Origin of the sequence: Streptomyces sp. NPDC052496, assembly GCF_040679095.1 — a bacterium.
Taxonomy (GTDB): domain Bacteria; phylum Actinomycetota; class Actinomycetes; order Streptomycetales; family Streptomycetaceae; genus Streptomyces.
Map to the genome: position 1 here is coordinate 24,622 of NZ_JBFAUH010000042.1, position 19,095 is coordinate 43,716.

Genomic DNA, 19,095 nt, shown 5'->3' on the forward strand with positions numbered 1-19,095 from the left:
GACCCGCGACCCCCGTACGACGGCCGCCGCCGTGCGGGGGTTGCGTGGCGTTTCCCACAGCTGCCCTACGTATGGAACGGACGAAACGGAACAGACGTTCCTGAGGTGTCGCCCGGCGGTATGCGGTGCGATGCCCGGCTCGGGGGTTTCCGGGTTCGGCAGCAAGGCAATGGAGAATCGTGTGATGACGGACAGCAAGCGTCGCAAGGGCCTGATAGCCACTGCCGCGCTGCTCGGGGGTGTGCTGACACTCGGGGCGTGCGGTGGCGGTGACGGCGGTGACGGTGGCGGCCAGGACAACACGAAGAAGGTCGACGAGGCGGCGGCGAAGGACGCCTCCGAAGCCAAGATCAAGATCGAGCCGAAGAACGGGTCCGCCGACGCGGGCATCAACAGCGCCGCCAAGGTCACCGTCGACAGCGGCAAGCTCACCGAGGTCACGATGACCGCCGGTGAGGACAAGAAGCCGGTCGAGGGCACGCTCGCCGCCGACGGCAGCTCCTGGAAGCCGAAGAAGCAGCTGGAGCGCTCGACCAAGTACACGATCACCGCCCACGCCGCCGACTCCGAGGGCCGCAAGGCGGTGGAGCACTCGACCTTCACCACGGTCTCCCCGAAGAACAGCTTCATAGGCAACTACACGCCGGAGGACGGCTCGACCGTCGGCGTGGGCATGCCGGTGTCGGTCACCTTCGACAAGCCGGTGAAGAACAAGAAGGACGTCCAGTCCGCGATCAAGGTGGCGTCCAGCAGCAACCAGGAGATCGTCGGCCACTGGTTCGGCGACCAGCGCCTGGACTTCCGCCCGAAGGACTACTGGAAGCCCAACTCCGAGGTCAGCGTGGACCTGAAGCTGGACGGTGTGGAGGCCGCGCCGGGCGTCAAGGGCGTCCAGAACAAGAAGGTGAACTTCCGGATCGGCCGCTCCCAGGTCAGCACGGTGGACGCCAAGACCCACCGGATGACGGTGGTACGCGACGGCAAGACCATCCGTACGATCCCGATCTCCGCGGGCAGCAAGGACCACCCGACGTACAACGGCAAGATGGTCGTCTCGGAGAAGTACCAGCAGACCCGGATGGACGGCTCCACGGTCGGCTTCACCAACAACGACGGCAAGGGCGAGTACGACATCCCCGACGTGCCGCACGCCATGCGCCTGTCCAGCTCCGGCACGTTCCTGCACGGCAACTACTGGGGCAAGGGCATCTTCGGCAACGCCAACACCAGCCACGGCTGCATCGGCCTGGAGGACGTCAAGGGCGCCGGCGACCCCAGCACGGACGGCGCCTGGTTCTACCAGAACTCCCTGATCGGCGACGTCGTCCACATGGTCAACTCCCCGGACAAGACGATCAAGCCGGACAACGGCCTCAACGGCTGGAACATGGACTGGAACGAGTGGGTGGCCGGCAGCGCCGTGAAGTAGCGCACCGCCGCCGCTCCGAGGGCGGGCCCCCGCCGGTGCGCCGGCAGGGGCCCGCCCTCCGTATCGTGACCATGTGAGCAAGCGCAAGGACGGACCGCGGCAGCAGGACCGGGCCGCGGCCGGTGAACTGGTCGGTACCGTACTCGGCAGCGTCCGGTACGCCGAGGACGGCACACCCGCCGAAGACGCCCTGGAAGCCGGCGCCTCGATGCTGGCGGCGGCCCCCGCGGGCCCGGAAGCCGTCAGCGCCGCGCTGCTGGCCGCGGCGGAGGACTCCGTACACCGCTGCTGGCTGGGCGGCTGGCAACCCGCCGACCTGGAACGGATCGTACGGCGGGAGACGGGCGGCGGCCCGCGCACCGCGGTCGTCGTGGACGCGATGGCGGCCGAGGCACGGCGCGCGGGCCGGGCGGCGGAGCGCGCCCGCGGGCCGCGCTGGGCGGCCCAGCTGCGCGACGTGGAAGCCGCGGCCTGGTGGACGTCCGACACGTCCTACCTGGAAGAGCTGGCGCGCCGCCTCCGCAGCTCGCGCTTCGAGACGACGTACGATGTCCTGGCAGCGCTGCGCGTCCTCGCCCGCCTGCCCCGCATCACCCCTCTGCCGACCGCCCGGCCCGCACGCGGAGGCACTCCCGCCGAGCCGCGCCTCCTCGGCCGCATCCGCGGCCTGCTCGCCAAGGCCGAGGCGACGGACTACCCGGAGGAGGCGGAGGCGCTGTCGGCCAAGGCCCAGGAGCTGATGGCGCGGCACAGCATCGACGCGGCGCTGCTCGACGCCGCCGGGGCCGGCACAGGCGCCACCTCCCCGCGCCTGTCTCCCTCCCCCTCCGCCATCCGCATCGGCATAGAAGGCCCGTACGAGCAGGCGAAGGCGCTGCTGCTCGACGCCGTCGCCGCCGCCAACCGCTGCCAGGCCGTCTGGTCCGGCGACGTGGGCTTCTCCACGCTCATCGGCTTCGAAGCCGACCTGGAGGCCGCCGAACTGCTCTACACGTCACTGCTCCTCCAGGCCACCACCGCCATGCACCGCGCGGGCGACGCCCACCACAGCCGCGGCCGGTCCCGCCGTACCCGCGACTTCCGGCAGACGTTCCTCGTCGCGTACGCCGACCGGATCCGCACCCGCCTGGCCGCGGCCACCGAGGAGACCACCGCCGAGGCCGCCACCGACGCCCCGGACCTCCTGCCGGTCCTGGCCGCGCGCGAGGTCGCCGTGGCCGAGACCGCCGGCGAACTGTTCCCCGACACCGCCGCCGTCCGCATGCGAGGCGTACGCGACGCCGCGGGCTGGGAACAGGGCGAAGCAGCAGCCGACCGAGCCCACCTCCACCACCGCCCCTGACCCGCCCCGCGAGGCGCCCCCTACCTCCCCCTCACTCCCCACCACCGTCAGCCGTCGGCCGGGGCGACCCCGACGGGGCAGCTGACCCCTGTTCCCCCGATCCCGCAGTAACCCGCCGGGTTCTTGTCCAAGTACTGCTGGTGGTACGCCTCGGCCGGGTAGAAGGGGCGGTTGGTGGCGGGGAGGATTTCGGTGGTGATGGTGGGGTGGCCGGAGGCGGTGAGGACGGACTGGTAGGTGGTGCGGGAGGCTTCGGCGGCTTCTTGGTCGGCGGGGGAGTGGGTGTAGATCGCGGAGCGGTACTGGGTGCCGGTGTCGTTGCCCTGGCGGAAGCCCTGGGTGGGGTCGTGGGACTCCCAGAAGAGCTTCAGGAGGGCGGCGTAGGAGACCTTGGCGGGGTCGTAGACGACGCGGACCGCTTCCGTGTGGCCCGTCAGGCCGCTGCACACCTCTTCGTAGGTGGGGTTCGGGGTGTGGCCGCCCTGGTAGCCGGCCAGCGTCGTCCAGACGCCCTCGGTCTGCCAGAACTTGCGCTCGGCGCCCCAGAAGCAGCCCAGGCCGAAGTCGGCGATGCGCAGGTGCTCGGGGTAGGGGCCGAGGAGCGGGTTGCCGAGGACCGTGTGCCGGTCGGGGACGGTGAAGTCGCGCTCGGGGCGGCCCTTCAGGGCCTCTTCCGGGGAAGGGAGGGCGTTCTTGAAGCGGTTGAAGAGCATGGCGTCTCACTCCAGGGGTCGGCGGGGAGGGCGCCGGCGGCGGCCTGCTGGGACAACGCGGGGAGGGGAAGGCGCATTCCGAGGCGCCCGAGGGCCCCGGTGGTCATGGGCGCGCGGCCGGGCCGTCGGTCACGGCTGGCGGCGGAAGTCGGACGAGGTGCCGCCGCCGCGCTCCCAGCCCGCCACCGCCAGGGCGCGGAACGCGGCGTACTCGGCGGCGGGGCTGCTGCCGTACGACCACGGCACGGCGCCGACGTGGCCGTCGACCAGGCGGAGCTGTTCCACGGCTTCCTCGTAGCGCTCGGCGTGCACGAGGAACCAGATGAGCAGGTGCCGGACGTGCGGGGCCATGGGGTGGTCCGCCGGGGCCTCGCGCAGGGCGAAGTGCGCCCCTTCCATCGCGCGTTCCACGACCGCGCTCTGGAAGAGGCTGCGGACCATGTTGGCCTCGGGCAGGTGGTCGTAGACGGCGAAGAGCGGGAGGGCGGGCAGCAGGCTCTTGGCGGGCGCGGCCGCGGCGGCGCTCTCGGTGAACGCGGCGGCCTCCTCCCTGGAGCCGTGCCACTTCTGCGACCAGTAGGGCAGCGCGGCCAGATGCGCGCCCATGTGGTGCGGGGCGCGCTGGGCGACCTTCGACCACAGTGCGTCGTAGTCCGCGCGGCGGTCACCGAGGCCGCGGGCGACGGCCAGCTCGGTGATGTACGGGAGGGGGCTGCCGGGGGCCAGCAGCGCCGCCTCGTGGCAGACCGTACGGGCCTCCTCAAGGATCATGCGGAAGTCCTGCGAGCCGGGGTCGCGCAGCGCCTGGATGACGAGGAACTGGGCGTGCGTCTGGGCGCCGCCGGGGTCCTTGGGCGCTTCGGAACGCCACGTACGCAGCCAGATGCCGCCCTGCCCATGCCGCTCCGCCAGCTCGAACGCCGCGGCCCCGGCGAGTGTCTGCACGCGCTGCCAGCGGCGCTCCCAGTCGTCTCCGGTGGCGCGCAGCAGCTGCGCGGCCGGGCGCCAGTCGTGGCTGCGCCGGATCTCTTCGAGAGCGTCCTCCAGCTCCTGGTCGGGCCCGGGCAGCCGTACGTCGAGCTCCTGGGCCGGGACGAAGCCGTATCCCGCCATGGGGTCGGCGGCCACCGCCAGTCCCTGCCGGGCCTGCTGCGCGGCCTGCCGGCGCCGCAGCCAGGGCAGCAGGACGAGACCGCCGAGTGCGGCAGCGGCGAAGAGAACCAGCAGAGCGTCCATGGGGTCAGTCTCGGATTCCGGTCGTGGGAGGGCGGTGGGCGGAGCGCGATTGTGTCTTGTATGTATCCACTATCCAGCGAACCAGAAAGTTCCGAAAAGTTCGCGGGTGTGGACGACTACCCTCGGCAGACATGAGCGATCAGCGCGAGCAGCGCCCCCAGAATTTCGAGACCCTTGCCATTCACGCAGGTCAGGAGCCCGACGAGGCGACCGGCGCGGTGGTACCGCCCATCTACCAGGTGTCCACCTACAAGCAGGACGGCGTGGGCGGGCTGCGCGGCGGCTATGAGTACAGCCGCAGCGCGAACCCGACCCGTACCGCCCTGGAGGAGAACCTGGCCGCCCTCGACGGCGGCCGCCGCGGCCTGGCCTTCGCCTCCGGGCTCGCGGCCGAGGACTGCCTGCTGCGCACCCTCCTGGTCCCCGGCGACCACGTCGTCATCCCCAACGACGCGTACGGCGGCACGTTCCGCCTCATCTCGAAGGTCGTCGAGCGGTGGGGTGTGGAGTGGTCGGTCGCCGACTCCTCCGACCCGCAGGCCGTACGGGACGCGATCCGCCCCCGTACGAAGGCGATCTGGGTGGAGACGCCCAGCAACCCCCTCCTCGGCATCACGGACATCCCCGCCCTCGCCGCCGTCGCGCGCGACGCCGGGGTCCGCCTGGTCGTGGACAACACCTTCGCCAGCCCCTACCTCCAGCAGCCGCTGGCCCTCGGCGCCGACGTGGTGGTCTACTCCACCACCAAGTACATGGGCGGCCACTCGGACGTGGTCGGCGGCGCGCTCGTCGTCGACGACGCCGAGCTGGGCGACGACCTGGCCTACCACCAGAACGCCATGGGCGCGGTCGCCGGGCCGTTCGACGCGTGGCTGGTGATGCGCGGCCTGAAGACGCTGGCCGTACGGATGGACCGGCACAGCGCCAACGCCGCCCGGATCGCCGACCTGCTCGCCTCGCACGACAAGGTGACGCAGGTGTACTACCCGGGCCTGGAGACGCACCCCGGCCACGAGGTCGCCGCCAAGCAGATGCGTTCCTTCGGCGGCATGGTGTCCTTCCGCGTCGCCGGCGGCGAGCAGGCCGCGGTGGAGGTCTGCAACCGCGCCGAGCTGTTCACCCTCGGTGAGTCGCTGGGCGGCGTGGAGTCGCTGATCGAGCACCCGGGCCGGATGACGCACGCCTCGACGGCGGGCTCGCTGCTGGAGGTCCCGAACGATCTCGTACGGCTGTCGGTCGGCATCGAGTCGATCGACGATCTGGTCGCGGACCTGACGCAGGCGCTGGGCTGAGCACCCTGAGGGCGGGTACGGCGGGCTGAGCCGCACCCGGGCGCTGGGACAGCGGCGCTCGGAGCGCCCGGCCGCCGGCTCACCACCCTTCCAGTGGAGGGGTGGTGAGCGCCGGCGGCGGCAGCCACGGCTGGTCGACGGCCGCCCAGACCAGGAGCGCCGTCAGCGCCGCCACGGCCAGCAGCCACAGCATCCGGCGCGCCAGCCGCCGGTGGGCCAGCAGCCGCCGGCCGCCCGCGGCGGCGCGCAGCGCCAGGTCGGGCGGGACCGGCGGATGCGGCCCGTCCAGCATCCGCCGCACCTCGGCCTCCTTGCGGTCCGGGAGGCTCATGGCGCGGCTGCTGCTTCTGCGGGCGGGGGCGGCGGCACTGACGCCGCCTGCGCCACTGGCGGAACCGGTGGCACCGACTGCACCGGCGCCCCCGGTAGCACCGACTGCCCCGCCTGCCCGCCCGGAGGATTGCTGCGCATGCGTCCCACGGCCCGCAGGCACAGCGTGTGGACGCGTTCGGCGGGCAGTCCGAGCTGTGCCGCGGTCTGCTCCTCGGCCACGCCCTCGTAGAGGCGCAGGACGAGCACCAGCCGCTCCTGCGGGGACAGCCGCCCCAGGAGGCCGCCGGGCGGCGGCCTCCTGCCGTGGCAGAGGGCGCGGGGCAGGCGTTCGCGCCAGGCGGAGTGCGCGAAGTGGGCGGCCATCTCCTGGCGCGTGCGGTCGTACGGGTCCTCGCCGCGCAGCCGGTCCCAGGCCGCGTACGTACGGGCCAGCGCCAGCGTGAGCAGGCGCTCGGCGGCGGGGGCCGGCCGGCCTTCCGGCTCGGCGGTCAGGAGCGTGGCGGCGCGCAGCAGACGGCCGGCCGCGCCCGCGACGAACGCCTCGAACTCCCGGGCGCGACGGCGTTCCTGGGCTGCCCGCCGCTCTCGCACAGCTCCATGGCACGGCAGGCCCGGCACGCGGTCAAGAGGCGGCAGGGAAAAACCGGGAGCGCACAGCACCGGCCGCCCTCGTTCCTCCTGCTGCGCGGCGGCCGGACCGCCGCCCGCTCAGGAGCTGGACGGTACCGGCGGCAGCGTCGCGGTGACCGTGGACAGGGAGGCGTTGAAGCGCGTCAGCAGGCTGCAGAACGAGTCCCGCTCCTCCTCCGTCCACTCCTCCGTGACCAGCGCCATCAGCGCGCGGCGCGAGGCGCGTACCTCCTCCAGCCGGGACCGGCCGCGCTCGGAGAGCTGGAGCACGACGGCGCGGCCGTCCTCGGGGTGCGAGGCGCGGTTGACCAGGCCGGAGTCGACCAGCGGGGCGACCTGCCGGGTGACGGTCGAGGAGTCGATGCCCATGCCGGCGGCCAGCGCCTTGACCCCCATCGGGCCCTCTTTGTCCAGGCGGTTGAGGAGCAGATAGGCGGCACGGTCCATGGAATTGCGTGCCTGGCCGACGCCGCCGAGCCGGCTCTGTTCGGCGCGGCGGGCGAAAACGGCGACTTGGTGTTGCAGCGCGTCGAGAAGAGCAGGGTCGGTGTGGGTCGTCATGTCCGAAGAGGTGGGCATGGCCGGGAGCTCGCTTCATGGGATGCGTACGGATTGGGGGACAGAGTACGCGGCCCCGGCGCGGACCGTACCGGGGCTGCCCAAAGACGTGTCCCGGTGGCACCGGTCCGGCGGCCCCGCGTACCCGCCGCCGTCCGAACTGTAAGACTGGGCTTCATGGCCGATCACACGCCGCACGAGCACACTCCTGCCTCCGGTTCCCCTTCGGATTCCGCTTCCGCTTCTGCCGCCGGCCGGCAGTCCGGCCCGGGCTCGGTCCCGGCTTGTGCGGAGGCGTCCGGTGCGGGGACGGTTCCGGCGTCGGGTTCCGGTTCCGCCTCCGTTTCCGGGCCGGGCGGGGGCCCGGTGGCTGCCGCCTCCGCCGCCCTGACCGTCGAGGACGTACGGGAGGCGCAGAAGATCCTGTCCGGCGTCTCGCGGTCCACCGCCTTGGAGGGGAGCCGGCACCTGTCCGCTTTGGTGGGCGCGCCGGTGCATCTGAAGTGCGAGAACCTGCAACGCACCGGCTCTTTCAAGATACGTGGCGCGTACGTGCGGATCGCGGGGCTGTCCCCGCAGGAGCGGGCGGCCGGCGTGGTCGCCGCCAGCGCCGGCAACCACGCGCAGGGCGTCGCGCTGGCGGCCTCGCTGCTCGGGGTGCGTTCGACGGTCTTCATGCCGGTCGGCGCCCCGCTGCCGAAGGTCGCCGCGACCCGCGAGTACGGCGCCGAGGTGCGGCTGGACGGCCAGGTCGTGGACGAGACGCTGGCCGCCGCCCAGGAGTACGCCGACGAGACGGGCGCGGTCTTCATCCACCCCTTCGACCACCGGGACATCATCGCGGGCCAGGGCACGGTCGGCCTGGAGATCCTGGAGCAGTGCCCGGAGGTGCGCACGATCGTCGTGGGCGTCGGCGGCGGCGGGCTCGCCGCGGGCATCGCGCTGGCGGTCAAGGCGCTGCGGCCGGACGTGCGGATCGTCGGCGTGCAGGCGGCGGGCGCGGCCGCCTATCCGCCCTCGCTGGCGGCCGGGCGGCCGGTCTCGATCGAGGCACCCACGACGATGGCGGACGGCATAAAGGTCGGGCGGCCGGGCGACGTACCGTTCAAAATCGTCGGCGATCTCGTGGACGAAGTCCGTACCGTGTCCGAGGACGAACTCTCCAGCGCTCTGCTGCTCTGTCTGGAGCGGGCCAAACTGGTCGTGGAGCCGGCGGGGGCGAGTCCGGTGGCGGCGCTGCTGTCGCGGCCCGGATCCTTCGAGGGGCCGGTGGTCGCGGTGCTGTCCGGGGGGAACGTCGATCCGCTGCTGATGCAGCGCATCCTGCGGCACGGCATGGCCGCCGCGGGACGCTACCTGTCGCTGCGGCTGCGGCTGACGGACCGGCCGGGGGCGCTCGCGACGCTGCTCGCGGTGCTGTCGGAGGTCGACGCCAATGTTCTGGACGTGAGCCATGTGCGGACCGATCCGCGGCTCGGGCTCACGGAAGCGGAGGTGGAGCTGCACCTGGAGACCAAGGGCCCGGAACACTGCACGGACGTCAGCTCGGCCCTGCGGGCGGCGGGCTACACCGTGATGGGCTGACCGTCACGGGCCGAGGGCGGGCGCGTGCCGTGGTCGGCCGGTGACGTCGCCGTGCGTCGTCACCGGCGATGACGGTGCGCCGTGGCACGCGGCCGAGGCGCCGTGCGCGTCCGCACACGCCATCTGGCGTATGTCGCGATGTATCGCGTGTACGGTATGGTCCGGGCTACGGGGGGCAGTGCTGCGGGTTCGGCGCACCCCCGATGTCGGGTATATACCGATGAAGCGCCGCACATTGCTCCTGTTGCGCATACCGCTCACAGAGCTCATGTGGCCCTCATGCGCCATATATCCGGCGAACGTAAAATTTTTCCTGGAGTTAACCCATACCTTGGGAGTAACCACATGCCAGGCGCCATATACGCCGAGGGTCTGGTGAAGACCTTCGGCAAGGTGAGGGCTCTGGACGGGGTCGATCTCGACGTCCCCGAAGGAACCGTCCTCGGACTGCTCGGGCCGAACGGTGCGGGCAAGACCACCGCCGTACGGGTCCTGACCACCCTCCTCCGGCCGGACCGCGGCTCCGCGGTCGTCGCCGGGATCGACGTTCTCAAGCACCCCGACGAAGTGCGCCGCTCCATCGGCCTGTCCGGCCAGTTCGCCGCCGTGGACGAGTACCTGACGGGCCGTGAGAACCTGATGATGGTCGGCCAGCTCTACCAGATGAGCGGCCGCGACGCGAAGGCCAGGGCCGTCGAGCTCCTGGAACGCTTCCGCCTCTCCGACGCCGGCGACCGGCCGGCCAAGACCTACTCCGGCGGCATGCGGCGCCGGCTCGACCTGGCGGCCGCGCTGGTCGTCAGCCCGCCCGTGATGTTCATGGACGAGCCCACCACCGGCCTGGACCCGCGCAACCGCCAGCAGTTGTGGGAGGTCATCCAGGAACTGGTCGCCGGCGGTACGACGTTGCTGCTCACCACCCAGTACCTGGAAGAGGCCGACCACCTCGCGCACGACATCTGCGTGGTCGACCACGGCAAGGTCATCGCCCGCGGCACCTCCGACGAACTGAAGGCCCGTACGGGCGGCGAGCGGGTGGAGGTCGTCGTGCACGCCGCCGAACACATCGCCACGGCCGACGCGGTGCTGCGCGGCTTCGGCAAGGGCGAGAGCAAGGTCGAACAGCACACCCGCAAGATCACGGTGCCGGTCACGGGCGGCGCCAAGCTGCTCGCCGAGGTCATCCGCGAACTCGACGTACGCGGTGTGGAGATCGACGACATCGGGCTGCGCCGGCCGACCCTGGACGATGTGTTCATCTCGCTGACCGGCCACGCCGCCGAGGCGGCGGAGGGCAACGGCGAGAACGGTGACGGCGCGGGCGGCGCGGGCGGCGCGGGCGGCGCGGACGGCGCGCAAGGCGGCGGACGTGCGGGACGGCCGTCGCGCCGCGCGTCGAAACGGGGCCGGGAAGCCGGGCCCGAACGGAGCCGGGAAGCCGGGCCCGAGCGGGCCCAGGACAGCGAGGAGGCCGGCACGTGAGTACCGTCACGCACCCCGCGCCGCGGGTCGGGGTACCGAAGCGGCGCGGCGCGGTCAGCCAGTCCGTACGGGACTCCCTGGTCGTCGCCAAGCGCAATCTGATCCGCATGCTGCGGATCCCCGAAATGGTCATCTTCGGGCTGATACAGCCGATCATGTTCGTGGTGCTGTTCAGCTACGTCTTCGGCGGCTCCATCAACGTCGGCGGCAGCACCTCGTCCGCGGCCTACCGCGAGTTCCTGATGGCGGGCATCTTCGCGCAGACCGTCACTTTCGCCACCGCCGGAGCGGGCGCGGGCATCGCCGACGACATGCACAAGGGCCTGATCGACCGGTTCCGCTCGCTGCCGATGGCCCGCGGCGCCGTCCTCACCGGCCGTACGCTCGCGGACCTGGTGCAGACCGCGCTGACGCTGGTGGTCCTCGCCGTCGTCGCCTTCCTGGTCGGCTGGCGCGCCCACGAGAACCTCGCCAAGGTCGTGGCGGGCTTCGCCCTGCTGCTCCTGCTCGGCTACGCGTTCTCCTGGATCGGCGCGCTGATCGGCCTGTCCGTACGGACGCCGGAAGCCGCCACCTCGGGCGGGCTGATCTGGCTCTTCCCGCTGACGTTCATCTCGAACGCCTTCGTGCCGTCCGACAACATGCCGACGTTCCTGCGGCACATCGCGGAGTGGAACCCCTTCAGCGCCACCGTCCAGGCCGCCCGCCAGCTGTTCGGCAACCTTCCGCCGAACTACCAGGCGCCCGACGCCTGGCCCATGCAGCATCCGGTGGTGGCGTCGCTGCTCTGGTCCGTCGTGATCATCGTGGCCTTCCGGACGCTCGCGGTACGCAAGTACCGGTCGGCCACGGCCTGAGGCGGGGGCAGGCCGGGGCCGTCCGGGGCGGGAGCCCGCGCGGCACGGGAGTACGGGATTTCCGTACGCAGGCGCGTACGGGTGGGCCGCCCGTACGCGGGAGGCGTTTGTACGCTCGCGCGTGCATCGCGCCCGTAGGACACGCCCGTACGCACGCGCGACCGGCCCGGAGCCGCTGGGGCTCCGGGCCGGTCGTCGTCAGGCTGTGGGCGGGGGCCGCCGGGCGCTCGGCCCGTGGCTCAGCCCGTGTACGGCTTGGCTTCGAGGATCTTCACCGAGGCCTTCTTGCCGTTGGGAAGCTCGTACTCGGCGGTCTCGCCGATCTTCTTGCCGTTCACCCCGGAGCCCAGCGGGGACTGCGGGGAGTAGGTCTCGATCTCCGAGCTCGCGTACTCCCGCGAGGCCAGCAGGAACGTCAGGGTGTCGTCCGGGTCTCCGTCGAACGCGATGGTGACGACCGTGCCGGGGGCCACGACACCAGTGGCGGCGGGCGCCTCGCCGACCTTCGCCGTCTCCAGCAGCTGCTTGAGCTGGCGCATCCGAAGGTCCTGCTTGCCCTGCTCTTCCTTGGCCGCGTGGTACCCGGCGTTCTCCTTCAGGTCACCTTCCTCGCGGGCCGCCGCGATCTTCTCGGTGATCTCGGCGCGTGCGGGACCAGACAGGTACTCCAGCTCGGCCTTGAGCTGGTCATACGCCTCCTGGGTCAGCCAGGTGACGTTGTCGCTGGTCTGGGTCACAGGTGCTCCTCGTCGGTGCTGGGGATAAATCAAACGCCCTACCAGGAAGGCTGCGCCTCCACGGGTGGGCGAAACCACGAGCCTAACAATTCCGGCACAAAACGGGGAAGGGGAAAATCGCCGGGAACGTCATCGGGCCACATCGTGGCCGGTCAGCGCGCCGGCCGGGGGCGAGCCCGCCGACACGCGGGCTGCCGGTCGTCCGCCCGGGCTGTCTCCGGTGGGCCTCCGGACCGTCTCCGGGCCGTCTCCGGCCGGATGCCGGTCAGCCGCCCGAGGACGTGCAGCCGACCAGTACGGCGTTGGTCGCCCGCGCCGTCGTACGGATCGTGACCTCGACGTCCACCTGCTCCTTCGGCGCGTCGACGGTGACGTCCTTGCGCCCCACCTCGGCGCCGCTCTCGGCCTGCGAGCGCAGCGTGCACGTACCGGTGTCGTCCTTGCCCTTGACGACTTCCAGGTGCACCTTGACGGCGCTGTCCGAGACGCGGTCCCAGGTGATCACCCGGCCGCTGAGGTCCTGCCCGGAGACGTAGGAGAAGCCGGACCAGCCGACCACGCCGAGCAGCGCCACGCCCAGCACGGCACCGACGATCTTCAGCTTGCGGTCGGCGCGTTGATCGGCGGAGCGGCCGTAGCGTCCGTCGGGCAGCCCTTCGCGCACCGCGGTCATGATCGCTCCTCCTGCCGGGGGCTACGGAATTAATCGCCCCGCGCTTCGGTCACTATAGGAAACATCTTCTCCGGCCTTTCACTGAGGATCGAGTCTTGACTGAGCAGCTGCGACTGATGGCAGTCCACGCCCATCCCGACGACGAGTCGAGCAAGGGCGCGGCCACCATGGCCAAGTACGTGTCCGAGGGGGTGGACGTGCTGGTCGTCACCTGCACGGGCGGGGAGCGCGGCTCCATCCTCAACCCCAAGCTCCAGGGTGACCCGTACATCGAGGAGCACATCCACGAGGTGCGCAAGAAGGAGATGGACGAGGCCCGGGAGATCCTGGGCATCAAGCAGGAGTGGCTGGGATTCGTCGACTCCGGGCTGCCCGAGGGTGACCCGCTGCCGCCGCTGCCCGACGGCTGCTTCGCCCTCCAGGACGTCGAGGCCGCGGCCGAACCGCTGGTGAAGCTGATCCGCGAGTTCAAGCCGCAGGTCATCACGACCTACGACGAGAACGGCGGCTACCCGCACCCCGACCACATCATGACCCACAAGATCTCGATGGTGGCCTTCGAGGCGGCCGGCGACCCGGAGAAGTACCCGGAGGCCGGTGAGCCCTGGCAGCCGCAGAAGCTCTACTACAACCAGGGCTTCAACCGGCCGCGCACCGTCGCCCTGCACGAGGCGCTGCTGGAGCGCGGCATGGATTCCCCGTACGGGGAGTGGCTGGAGCGCTGGAAGGAGTTCGAGCGCCGCGAGCGCACGCTGACCACGTACGTTCCCTGTGCCGACTTCTTCGAGATCCGCGACAAGGCGCTGATCGCGCACGCGACGCAGATCGACCCCGACGGCGGCTGGTTCCGGGTGCCGATGGACATCCAGAAGGAGGTCTGGCCGACGGAGGAGTACGAGCTCGCCAAGTCGCTCGTCGACACGTCCCTCCCCGAGGACGACCTCTTCGCGGGCATCCGCAACAATTGACTCCATGATGAGCGCGACTAGCACCCTCGCCGTGACGCACTTCGTCACCCTTGCCGACAGCTTCGACAAGGACAAGGTGACCCCGGGCGTCCTCGGCTTCATCGTGTTCGCGGTCATCGGCGGCGCCGTATGGCTGCTGATGAAGTCCATGAACCGGCACATGAAGAAGGTCGACTTCGAGGAGACCCCGGAGGCGCCGGCCGCCTCCGGCGGCGCGAAGGCGTCCACGAGCACGGCGAAGAGCCAGGCGAAGGGACAGCCCTCGGGTAAGGCCCAGGCCTCGGGTAAGGCGCAGCCCAAGACGGGCTGAGCGCGTCCCGGACGCCGGGCGGGGTGGGTCGTACCACCGGCCCGTCCGGCGTCACTGTGGCGGGAGGGACACCCTTCGCCATGACGACGAGGGGAGCGCCCCTCGTCACAGCGACGAGGGGACGCCCCTCGTCACGGCGTCGAGGCTATGGACACCCCCATGACCTCCCGCGCGTGGCGGTTCGGGACCATGCCGAGCCGCCATGCCTCCCACCCCGTTTCCGGCTCCACGCCGCGCTCCAGCAGCAGCGCGAACGTCTCCGCGCAGTCCTCCACCTTCGAGTCGCGGGTCGCGTGCCCGTCCTGCGCGAGCCGCGCCAGCTCTTCCTGGGCGACCGCCGTGCCGACCACCGAGCCGCCCGGTGAGGCGAACGGCAGCAGCGTGCAGCGCAGGAAGCGGGCCCAGTCCTCGCCGCGCCGGTCGCCGTAGCCGGCGAACGTCCGCGCCGCCTCGTCGGCCAGCTCCAGGGCCTGCGCCGTCCGCCCGTTGCCCGCGTCGATGATCACCAACTCCAGGCAGGACCACGCCTCCCCGTGCGGGACGCCGATCCGCTGGAAGTCCTTGCGGGCGTCCTGGAGGAGCTGCCGGGCGAAGCCGCTGTTGCGCAGCGAGCCGGTCTGCGCGGCCCGCAGGTCCCGGGTGACGCGCCCGGAGTGGTGCCGGGCGCAGGCGAGGCCGTAGCCGTCCTGCATCCGGCTGAACATCGTCCGGGACCGCTCCAGGTGCCGCAGCGCCGCGTCCAGGTCGCCCTGCTCCTCCAGCGACTGGCCGAGGTAGTACAGCGTCCACGCTTCGCCGCGGGCGTCCTCGTAGCGGCGGTGCAGGGGCAGGGCCTGGCGCAGCCGGTCCACCGCCGGGTCCGGGTCGCCGTCCACCAGCCGGGCCCGCGCCAGCTGGGTCATCGCCCATGCCTCGCCGCGGTCGTCGTGCGTACGGCCGTACAGATCCGAGGCCGCGTGGAACTCGCGCTCCGCCTCCGGCACTTCGCCCATCCGCAGATACACCTGGCCGAGCTGGAAGTGCGCCCACGCCTGGCCGTGCAGGCTCTCGCTCTCCCGGTGCAGGTCCAGCGACTCGCGCAGCAGCGCCAGCGCCTCCGCCACCTGCGCACGGTCACGCTCGACGGCCGCCAGCGCGTGCAGCGTCCACGCCCGGTCACCGCGTACGTCCTCGCCGGACTGCATCTCCAGGGCCTCGCGCAGCTTGGCAGCGGCCTCCGTCAGATTCCCCTGCTGCTGGAGCGTGATGCCCAGGTCACGCAGGGCACGCGCGGCCCCGACCGGGTGCTGCGCCTCGAAATACAGGTCGACCACGGAGGACAGGGTCGTACGGGCCTTGTCCAGCTCACCGAGCTGCCGGGCCGCGACGCCGGTGCGCCACTGCACGGACCGGACGAGCAGCCCCCGGTCGGCGGCCTTGGTCAGCTCGCTCAGCTCACCGAGGCGGTACAGGTCGCCGCGCAGCAGGCAGTAGTCCGCCAGCGCGCCCAGCAGGTGCGAGACGGTCGCCTGGTCCACGTCCTGGTCGGCGTGGCGCAGCGCGGCGGTGATGAAGCTGGTCTCGTCGTCCAGCCACTGGAGCGCCGCGTCCAGCGAGGTGAAGCCGTGCGAGCCGAAGCGGTCGGCGCGGGTGGACGTACGGCCGTCCACCAGGCGGATCACCGAGTCCGCCAGCTCGGCGTAGCTGCGGATCAGCCGCTCCTGGGCCGTACTGCGCTCGGCCGGGTCCTCCTCGTCCACCAGCCGGGCGTGTGCGAAGTGGTGCACGAGGGCGTGCAGGCGGTAGCGGTCGCTGCGTACGTGCTCGATCAGGCCCGCGGCGGCCAGCGCCGACAGCTGCCGCTCGGCCTCCGGCACGTCCACGCCCAGCAGCGCCGCCGCGGCGGCCGCCCCCAGGCTGGCCCGTCCCACCAGCGCCAGCCGGCGCAGCAGCCGGCGCGCCGTCTCCGGCTGGTCCCCGTAGCGCAGCCACAGCGCCGCCTCCGCAGGGGTCGCCCGGCCGGTGGCGGCCGGGCAGCGGGCGGCGCTCTCCTCCAGGTCCGCCGCCAGCGTGGCGGGCGACCGGAGGCCGAGTGACGAGCCGGCCACCCGCAGGGCCAGCGGCAGCCCTGCGCACAGCTGCGCTATCCGCTCGACGGACTGGTGGTCGTACGGTCCGGTCTCGCCCTCGGACTCGTCGGCCGCCGCGCGCAGCAGCTCCTCGGTGCCCGCCGAGTCCAGCGCGCCCACCGGCAGCTGGTGCACCCACGCCGGGAGGTCACCGGGCAGCTCCATGGGTGCGCGGGTGGTCACCAGCACCAGGCTGTCGGAACGGTCCGGCACCAGCAGACGCACCTGCTCCGGGTCCGAGGCGTCGTCCAGCAGCACCGTCACGGGCAGGCCCGTCAGATGCTTGTGGTACAGCTCCGTGAGCCGCTTGACGTGCTGCTCATGGGAGGGCCGCTCCCGGAAGAGCAGCTGCTCACGCGGCGCGCCGAGCCGGTTGAGCAGATGCAGCAGCGCGTCCCGCGTCGGCAGCGGCGTCTCGCCCGGGGTGTCCCCGCGCAGGTCCACCACGCACGCGCCGCGGAACTGGTCCCGCAGCTGGTGCGCCGCCCGCACCGCCAGCGCCGTACGCCCCGAACCGGGCTCGCCGTGCAGCACCACGACCGTCGGCCGGGTCTCCGTGCTCGCGCGGGCCGCGTGCACCCACTGCGCGATCTGCGTCAGGTGCGCCCGCCGCCCCGCGAACAGCTGTTCCGGCTGCGGCAGGTGCGAGAACGACTGCTCCAGCACGGACCGCTGGCGGGCCGCCGCGCTGCGGTCCGCGCCGCGCAACTGCGGCACCCGGCTGCTGCGGGAGGCCGCGGGCGCTCCGGAGGAGCCGCCGCGCGTCGCCGCGGTGAGCATCCGCTGCTGGTCCAGGAACGGCCGGATGCCGCGCACCTCCAGCGCCGTGAGCCACTGCAGCCGCAACTGTTCGGGGCCGCCCGGCTGCCCGCGCATCCCCGCCTGCCGGTGGGCCGCGGGCCAGTGTCCCGCCGTCAGCTTCACGACCGTCGCCGCGGCGCCCGCGGCCACCACCGCGGCGCCGACGCCGAGGGCCGCGCCGGGGCCCGTACCGAACGCGAGGTCCGTCCCGAAGGCGGCGACGGCCGCGACCGCGGTGGCCACCGCCGGGGTGCTCAGCTCCTTGCGTGACAGCCGCTCGGACAGCGGTCGCTGCCCGGCCGCCGACTCGTCCAGCGCGCGCACGTACGCGCCGTACTCCTCGGACGCCTTCCCGGCCAGTTCGTCCAGCACCGCGCGCGCCCGGGCCAGCAGCACCCCCCGGTCGAGCGTCCCTCCCGAGCGCCGGACCTCTTCCTCGACAGCTCGCGACAGCAGCCCTTCCGCATCCGCCCGGTGACTGTCACGCAGCACAGCCGGTGAGCCCGCCATGCCTCCCCCCTCCTGCAGTTCCCAGCGTCCCGGCAGGTCCCGGGCACTCCCGGCCTCCCAGCGCCCCCGAAGGCCAGGGCAACGCCCCGTCCCGGCCCGCGGTGATCGGTTTCCGTACCCACAGTGTTCCGCTTCCGCGCGAAATCCGGCAGGCCTGTGGATAACTCCCCACGCGGGCCATCCGGCACTCACCGGGGGGCTTGCGCCGTCACACGTCCCTGATGGTGACGCGGTCGCCGCACAGCTTCGACCAGTCGTCGCGGTCGGAGGTCAGCACGACGACAGGTGCGGTGCAGCGGACAGCCATCGCGGCGACAAGGGCGTCGATGGCGTACTTGTGACCGTGCAGTCCGCCGGCGTCGCGCAGGAGCTGTACGGCATCCATGGCGTCGTCCTGACTCACGGGCTCGACCCGCAGCCGGGAGAGGACCCACTTCAGTCGCGCGAGGTCCGTCTTTCCGTGCGCCGCCTCGACCACGGTCAGGGCGGACACCAGGACCGGGACTCCCGCCCGGCGGGACGCTTCGATGCGGGCGGTCATCCGGCGGTCATGGCCCAGCAGCAGCGACAGTGCCTGAGAATCGAGCACCAGAGAGCGGGCCGGCGGCTCTTTCACGCGGCGTCCTGGCCCGCCCTCCGGGCGTCCCCGTCCCCGAACAGCTCCTGGTGTGCCGCTTCGATCTCCTGCTCGGTGAGCGCGCCGTGTTCGGCTTCGTGGTCGGCGACGATCTCGGCGAGACCGTCCATCGCCAGCTGGTGACGGACGGCTTCGGTGATGTAGCTGGACACACCCCGGCGCCCGGCCCGGGAACGGAGCTCACTGACCAGATCGGTGGGCATGGACACGGAGAGGTTCTCGGTCGTCCCGGCTCGTGGCGGCTTCATGGACCTAGAGTACGACAACGTGTATTACAAAGCACCGTCCATGCGTCCCGCCTGTCCGGGGGTGGCCGGCACGGTCAGACGGCCGCCAGATCCACGGTGACGGGGAAGGGCGCGGCCGCCTTGACCACGCCGGTGAACATCTCGCCGTCCCGGTAGGCCCGGGTGGCGGGGTCGAGGACATAGGTGCAGATGAGGGGGACGCCGGTAACGGTCTGTTCGATCCTCCAGTAGAAGGGGATGCCGGCCTTCGCGTACTGGTCCACCTTCACGATCCGGTCGGTGGTCTCCGAACCGGGCGAAACGACCTCGGCGACCAGGAGGACGTGCTCGGGCCGGGTGGGCGTCAGGTCGAGGGTCTCCGACCGGTAGACGACGACGTCCGGACGGCGGTTGGTGAGGGGAACGTCCTGCAGACGGACGTCGAAGCCGGTGTCGGCGTTCCAGTCCGGGCCTGCGGCGGCATCCAGGGCATTGGCCAGGATTCGGGCCAGTCGGTTGTGCCGCTTGGGCGCGCTCGGGCGCACCACGGCGGTCCCGTCCACGATCTCGACGCCGGCACACTGCTCTTCGGGCCAGGAGTCGTACTGCTCCGCGGTGATCTGCGTACGCATCCACGCCGGCGCCGCCATCTCGGCGGTCATGGTGTA

Annotated in this window: 19 protein-coding genes; 8 read left to right on the plus strand and 11 right to left on the minus strand. The window is 72.0% G+C overall.

What is annotated here, in order from left to right:
- The first annotated feature begins 184 nt into the window (after nucleotides 1-184).
- Entirely contained in the window at nucleotides 185-1,429 is a 1,245-nt protein-coding gene (locus tag AB0L45_RS36385; protein ID WP_365847866.1) for an Ig-like domain-containing protein, read from the plus strand.
- A gap of 73 nt (nucleotides 1,430-1,502) precedes the next feature.
- Nucleotides 1,503-2,771, plus strand: coding sequence for a DUF2786 domain-containing protein (locus AB0L45_RS36390; protein ID WP_365847868.1), 1,269 nt, complete (start codon nucleotides 1,503-1,505; stop codon nucleotides 2,769-2,771).
- A 47-nt stretch (nucleotides 2,772-2,818) separates the two neighbouring features.
- Here AB0L45_RS36390 and msrA read toward each other — a convergent pair whose 3' ends face one another.
- Together msrA and AB0L45_RS36400 are read right to left on the minus strand one after the other, a co-directional pair.
- Complete coding sequence (gene msrA / locus AB0L45_RS36395; RefSeq protein WP_365847870.1) at nucleotides 2,819-3,484, minus strand: peptide-methionine (S)-S-oxide reductase MsrA; 666 nt, start codon at nucleotides 3,482-3,484, stop codon at nucleotides 2,819-2,821.
- 129 nt (nucleotides 3,485-3,613) lie between these two features.
- Entirely contained in the window at nucleotides 3,614-4,720 is a 1,107-nt protein-coding gene (locus AB0L45_RS36400; protein ID WP_365847872.1) for a hypothetical protein, read from the minus strand.
- Between the two features lie 131 nt (nucleotides 4,721-4,851).
- Here AB0L45_RS36400 and AB0L45_RS36405 point away from each other — a divergent pair, with 131 nt between their 5' ends.
- Nucleotides 4,852-6,012 carry a cystathionine gamma-synthase gene (locus tag AB0L45_RS36405; RefSeq protein ID WP_365847874.1) on the plus strand — a complete coding sequence of 387 codons (1,161 nt, stop codon included), beginning with the start codon at nucleotides 4,852-4,854 and terminating at the stop codon, nucleotides 6,010-6,012.
- Nucleotides 6,013-6,091: 79 nt separating this feature from the next.
- Here the strand turns inward: AB0L45_RS36405 and AB0L45_RS36410 are convergent, their stop codons facing one another.
- From AB0L45_RS36410 to AB0L45_RS36420, 3 genes are all read right to left on the minus strand, one after another.
- Nucleotides 6,092-6,343 (minus strand): hypothetical protein, encoded by a 252-nt coding sequence (locus tag AB0L45_RS36410; protein ID WP_365847876.1) that lies wholly within the window; start codon nucleotides 6,341-6,343, stop codon nucleotides 6,092-6,094.
- Nucleotides 6,340-6,936, minus strand: coding sequence for a sigma factor-like helix-turn-helix DNA-binding protein (locus tag AB0L45_RS36415; RefSeq protein WP_365847877.1), 597 nt, complete (start codon nucleotides 6,934-6,936; stop codon nucleotides 6,340-6,342). Before AB0L45_RS36415 ends, AB0L45_RS36410 begins: the two co-directional genes overlap by 4 nt.
- A gap of 117 nt (nucleotides 6,937-7,053) precedes the next feature.
- A complete protein-coding gene (locus tag AB0L45_RS36420; protein ID WP_031007890.1) occupies nucleotides 7,054-7,554 on the minus strand; it encodes a MarR family transcriptional regulator in 501 nt (166 codons plus the stop codon).
- 345 nt (nucleotides 7,555-7,899) lie between these two features.
- Between AB0L45_RS36420 and ilvA the strand changes: the two genes are divergently transcribed.
- The 3 genes from ilvA to AB0L45_RS36435 all read left to right on the plus strand — a co-directional run bounded on the left by ilvA (nucleotide 7,900) and on the right by AB0L45_RS36435 (nucleotide 11,456).
- Nucleotides 7,900-9,117 carry a threonine ammonia-lyase gene (gene ilvA / locus AB0L45_RS36425; protein WP_365847879.1) on the plus strand — a complete coding sequence of 406 codons (1,218 nt, stop codon included), beginning with the start codon at nucleotides 7,900-7,902 and terminating at the stop codon, nucleotides 9,115-9,117.
- 345 nt (nucleotides 9,118-9,462) lie between these two features.
- The gene (locus AB0L45_RS36430; RefSeq protein WP_365847881.1) at nucleotides 9,463-10,599 is read left to right on the plus strand and encodes an ATP-binding cassette domain-containing protein; all 1,137 of its coding nucleotides are present in this window, start codon (nucleotides 9,463-9,465) and stop codon (nucleotides 10,597-10,599) included.
- Nucleotides 10,596-11,456: an ABC transporter permease gene (locus tag AB0L45_RS36435; RefSeq protein WP_365847883.1), complete on the plus strand. Its 861-nt coding sequence runs from the start codon at nucleotides 10,596-10,598 to the stop codon at nucleotides 11,454-11,456. Before AB0L45_RS36430 ends, AB0L45_RS36435 begins: the two co-directional genes overlap by 4 nt.
- Before the next feature lie 239 nt (nucleotides 11,457-11,695).
- Here AB0L45_RS36435 and greA read toward each other — a convergent pair whose 3' ends face one another.
- The gene (gene greA, locus AB0L45_RS36440; RefSeq protein WP_365847885.1) at nucleotides 11,696-12,193 is read right to left on the minus strand and encodes a transcription elongation factor GreA; all 498 of its coding nucleotides are present in this window, start codon (nucleotides 12,191-12,193) and stop codon (nucleotides 11,696-11,698) included.
- Between the two features lie 265 nt (nucleotides 12,194-12,458).
- The gene (locus AB0L45_RS36445; RefSeq protein ID WP_365847887.1) at nucleotides 12,459-12,866 is read right to left on the minus strand and encodes a DUF4307 domain-containing protein; all 408 of its coding nucleotides are present in this window, start codon (nucleotides 12,864-12,866) and stop codon (nucleotides 12,459-12,461) included.
- A gap of 95 nt (nucleotides 12,867-12,961) precedes the next feature.
- Between AB0L45_RS36445 and mca the strand changes: the two genes are divergently transcribed.
- A complete protein-coding gene (gene mca / locus AB0L45_RS36450) occupies nucleotides 12,962-13,834 on the plus strand; it encodes a mycothiol conjugate amidase Mca (RefSeq protein WP_365847889.1) in 873 nt (290 codons plus the stop codon).
- A 4-nt stretch (nucleotides 13,835-13,838) separates the two neighbouring features.
- Entirely contained in the window at nucleotides 13,839-14,144 is a 306-nt protein-coding gene (locus AB0L45_RS36455) for a hypothetical protein (protein ID WP_365847891.1), read from the plus strand.
- A gap of 131 nt (nucleotides 14,145-14,275) precedes the next feature.
- Here the strand turns inward: AB0L45_RS36455 and AB0L45_RS36460 are convergent, their stop codons facing one another.
- From AB0L45_RS36460 to AB0L45_RS36475, 4 genes are all read right to left on the minus strand, one after another.
- Nucleotides 14,276-17,563, minus strand: a complete 3,288-nt coding sequence (locus AB0L45_RS36460) for a tetratricopeptide repeat protein (protein ID WP_365847893.1) — start codon at nucleotides 17,561-17,563, stop codon at nucleotides 14,276-14,278.
- Between the two features lie 208 nt (nucleotides 17,564-17,771).
- Nucleotides 17,772-18,179, minus strand: a complete 408-nt coding sequence (locus tag AB0L45_RS36465; protein WP_365847895.1) for a PIN domain-containing protein — start codon at nucleotides 18,177-18,179, stop codon at nucleotides 17,772-17,774.
- Nucleotides 18,176-18,448: a hypothetical protein gene (locus AB0L45_RS36470; protein WP_365847897.1), complete on the minus strand. Its 273-nt coding sequence runs from the start codon at nucleotides 18,446-18,448 to the stop codon at nucleotides 18,176-18,178. Before AB0L45_RS36470 ends, AB0L45_RS36465 begins: the two co-directional genes overlap by 4 nt.
- 74 nt (nucleotides 18,449-18,522) lie before the next feature.
- On the minus strand, nucleotides 18,523-19,089 hold the full coding sequence (locus AB0L45_RS36475) for a Uma2 family endonuclease (protein WP_365847899.1): 567 nt from the start codon (nucleotides 19,087-19,089) through the stop codon (nucleotides 18,523-18,525).
- Nucleotides 19,090-19,095: the final 6 nt, after the last annotated feature.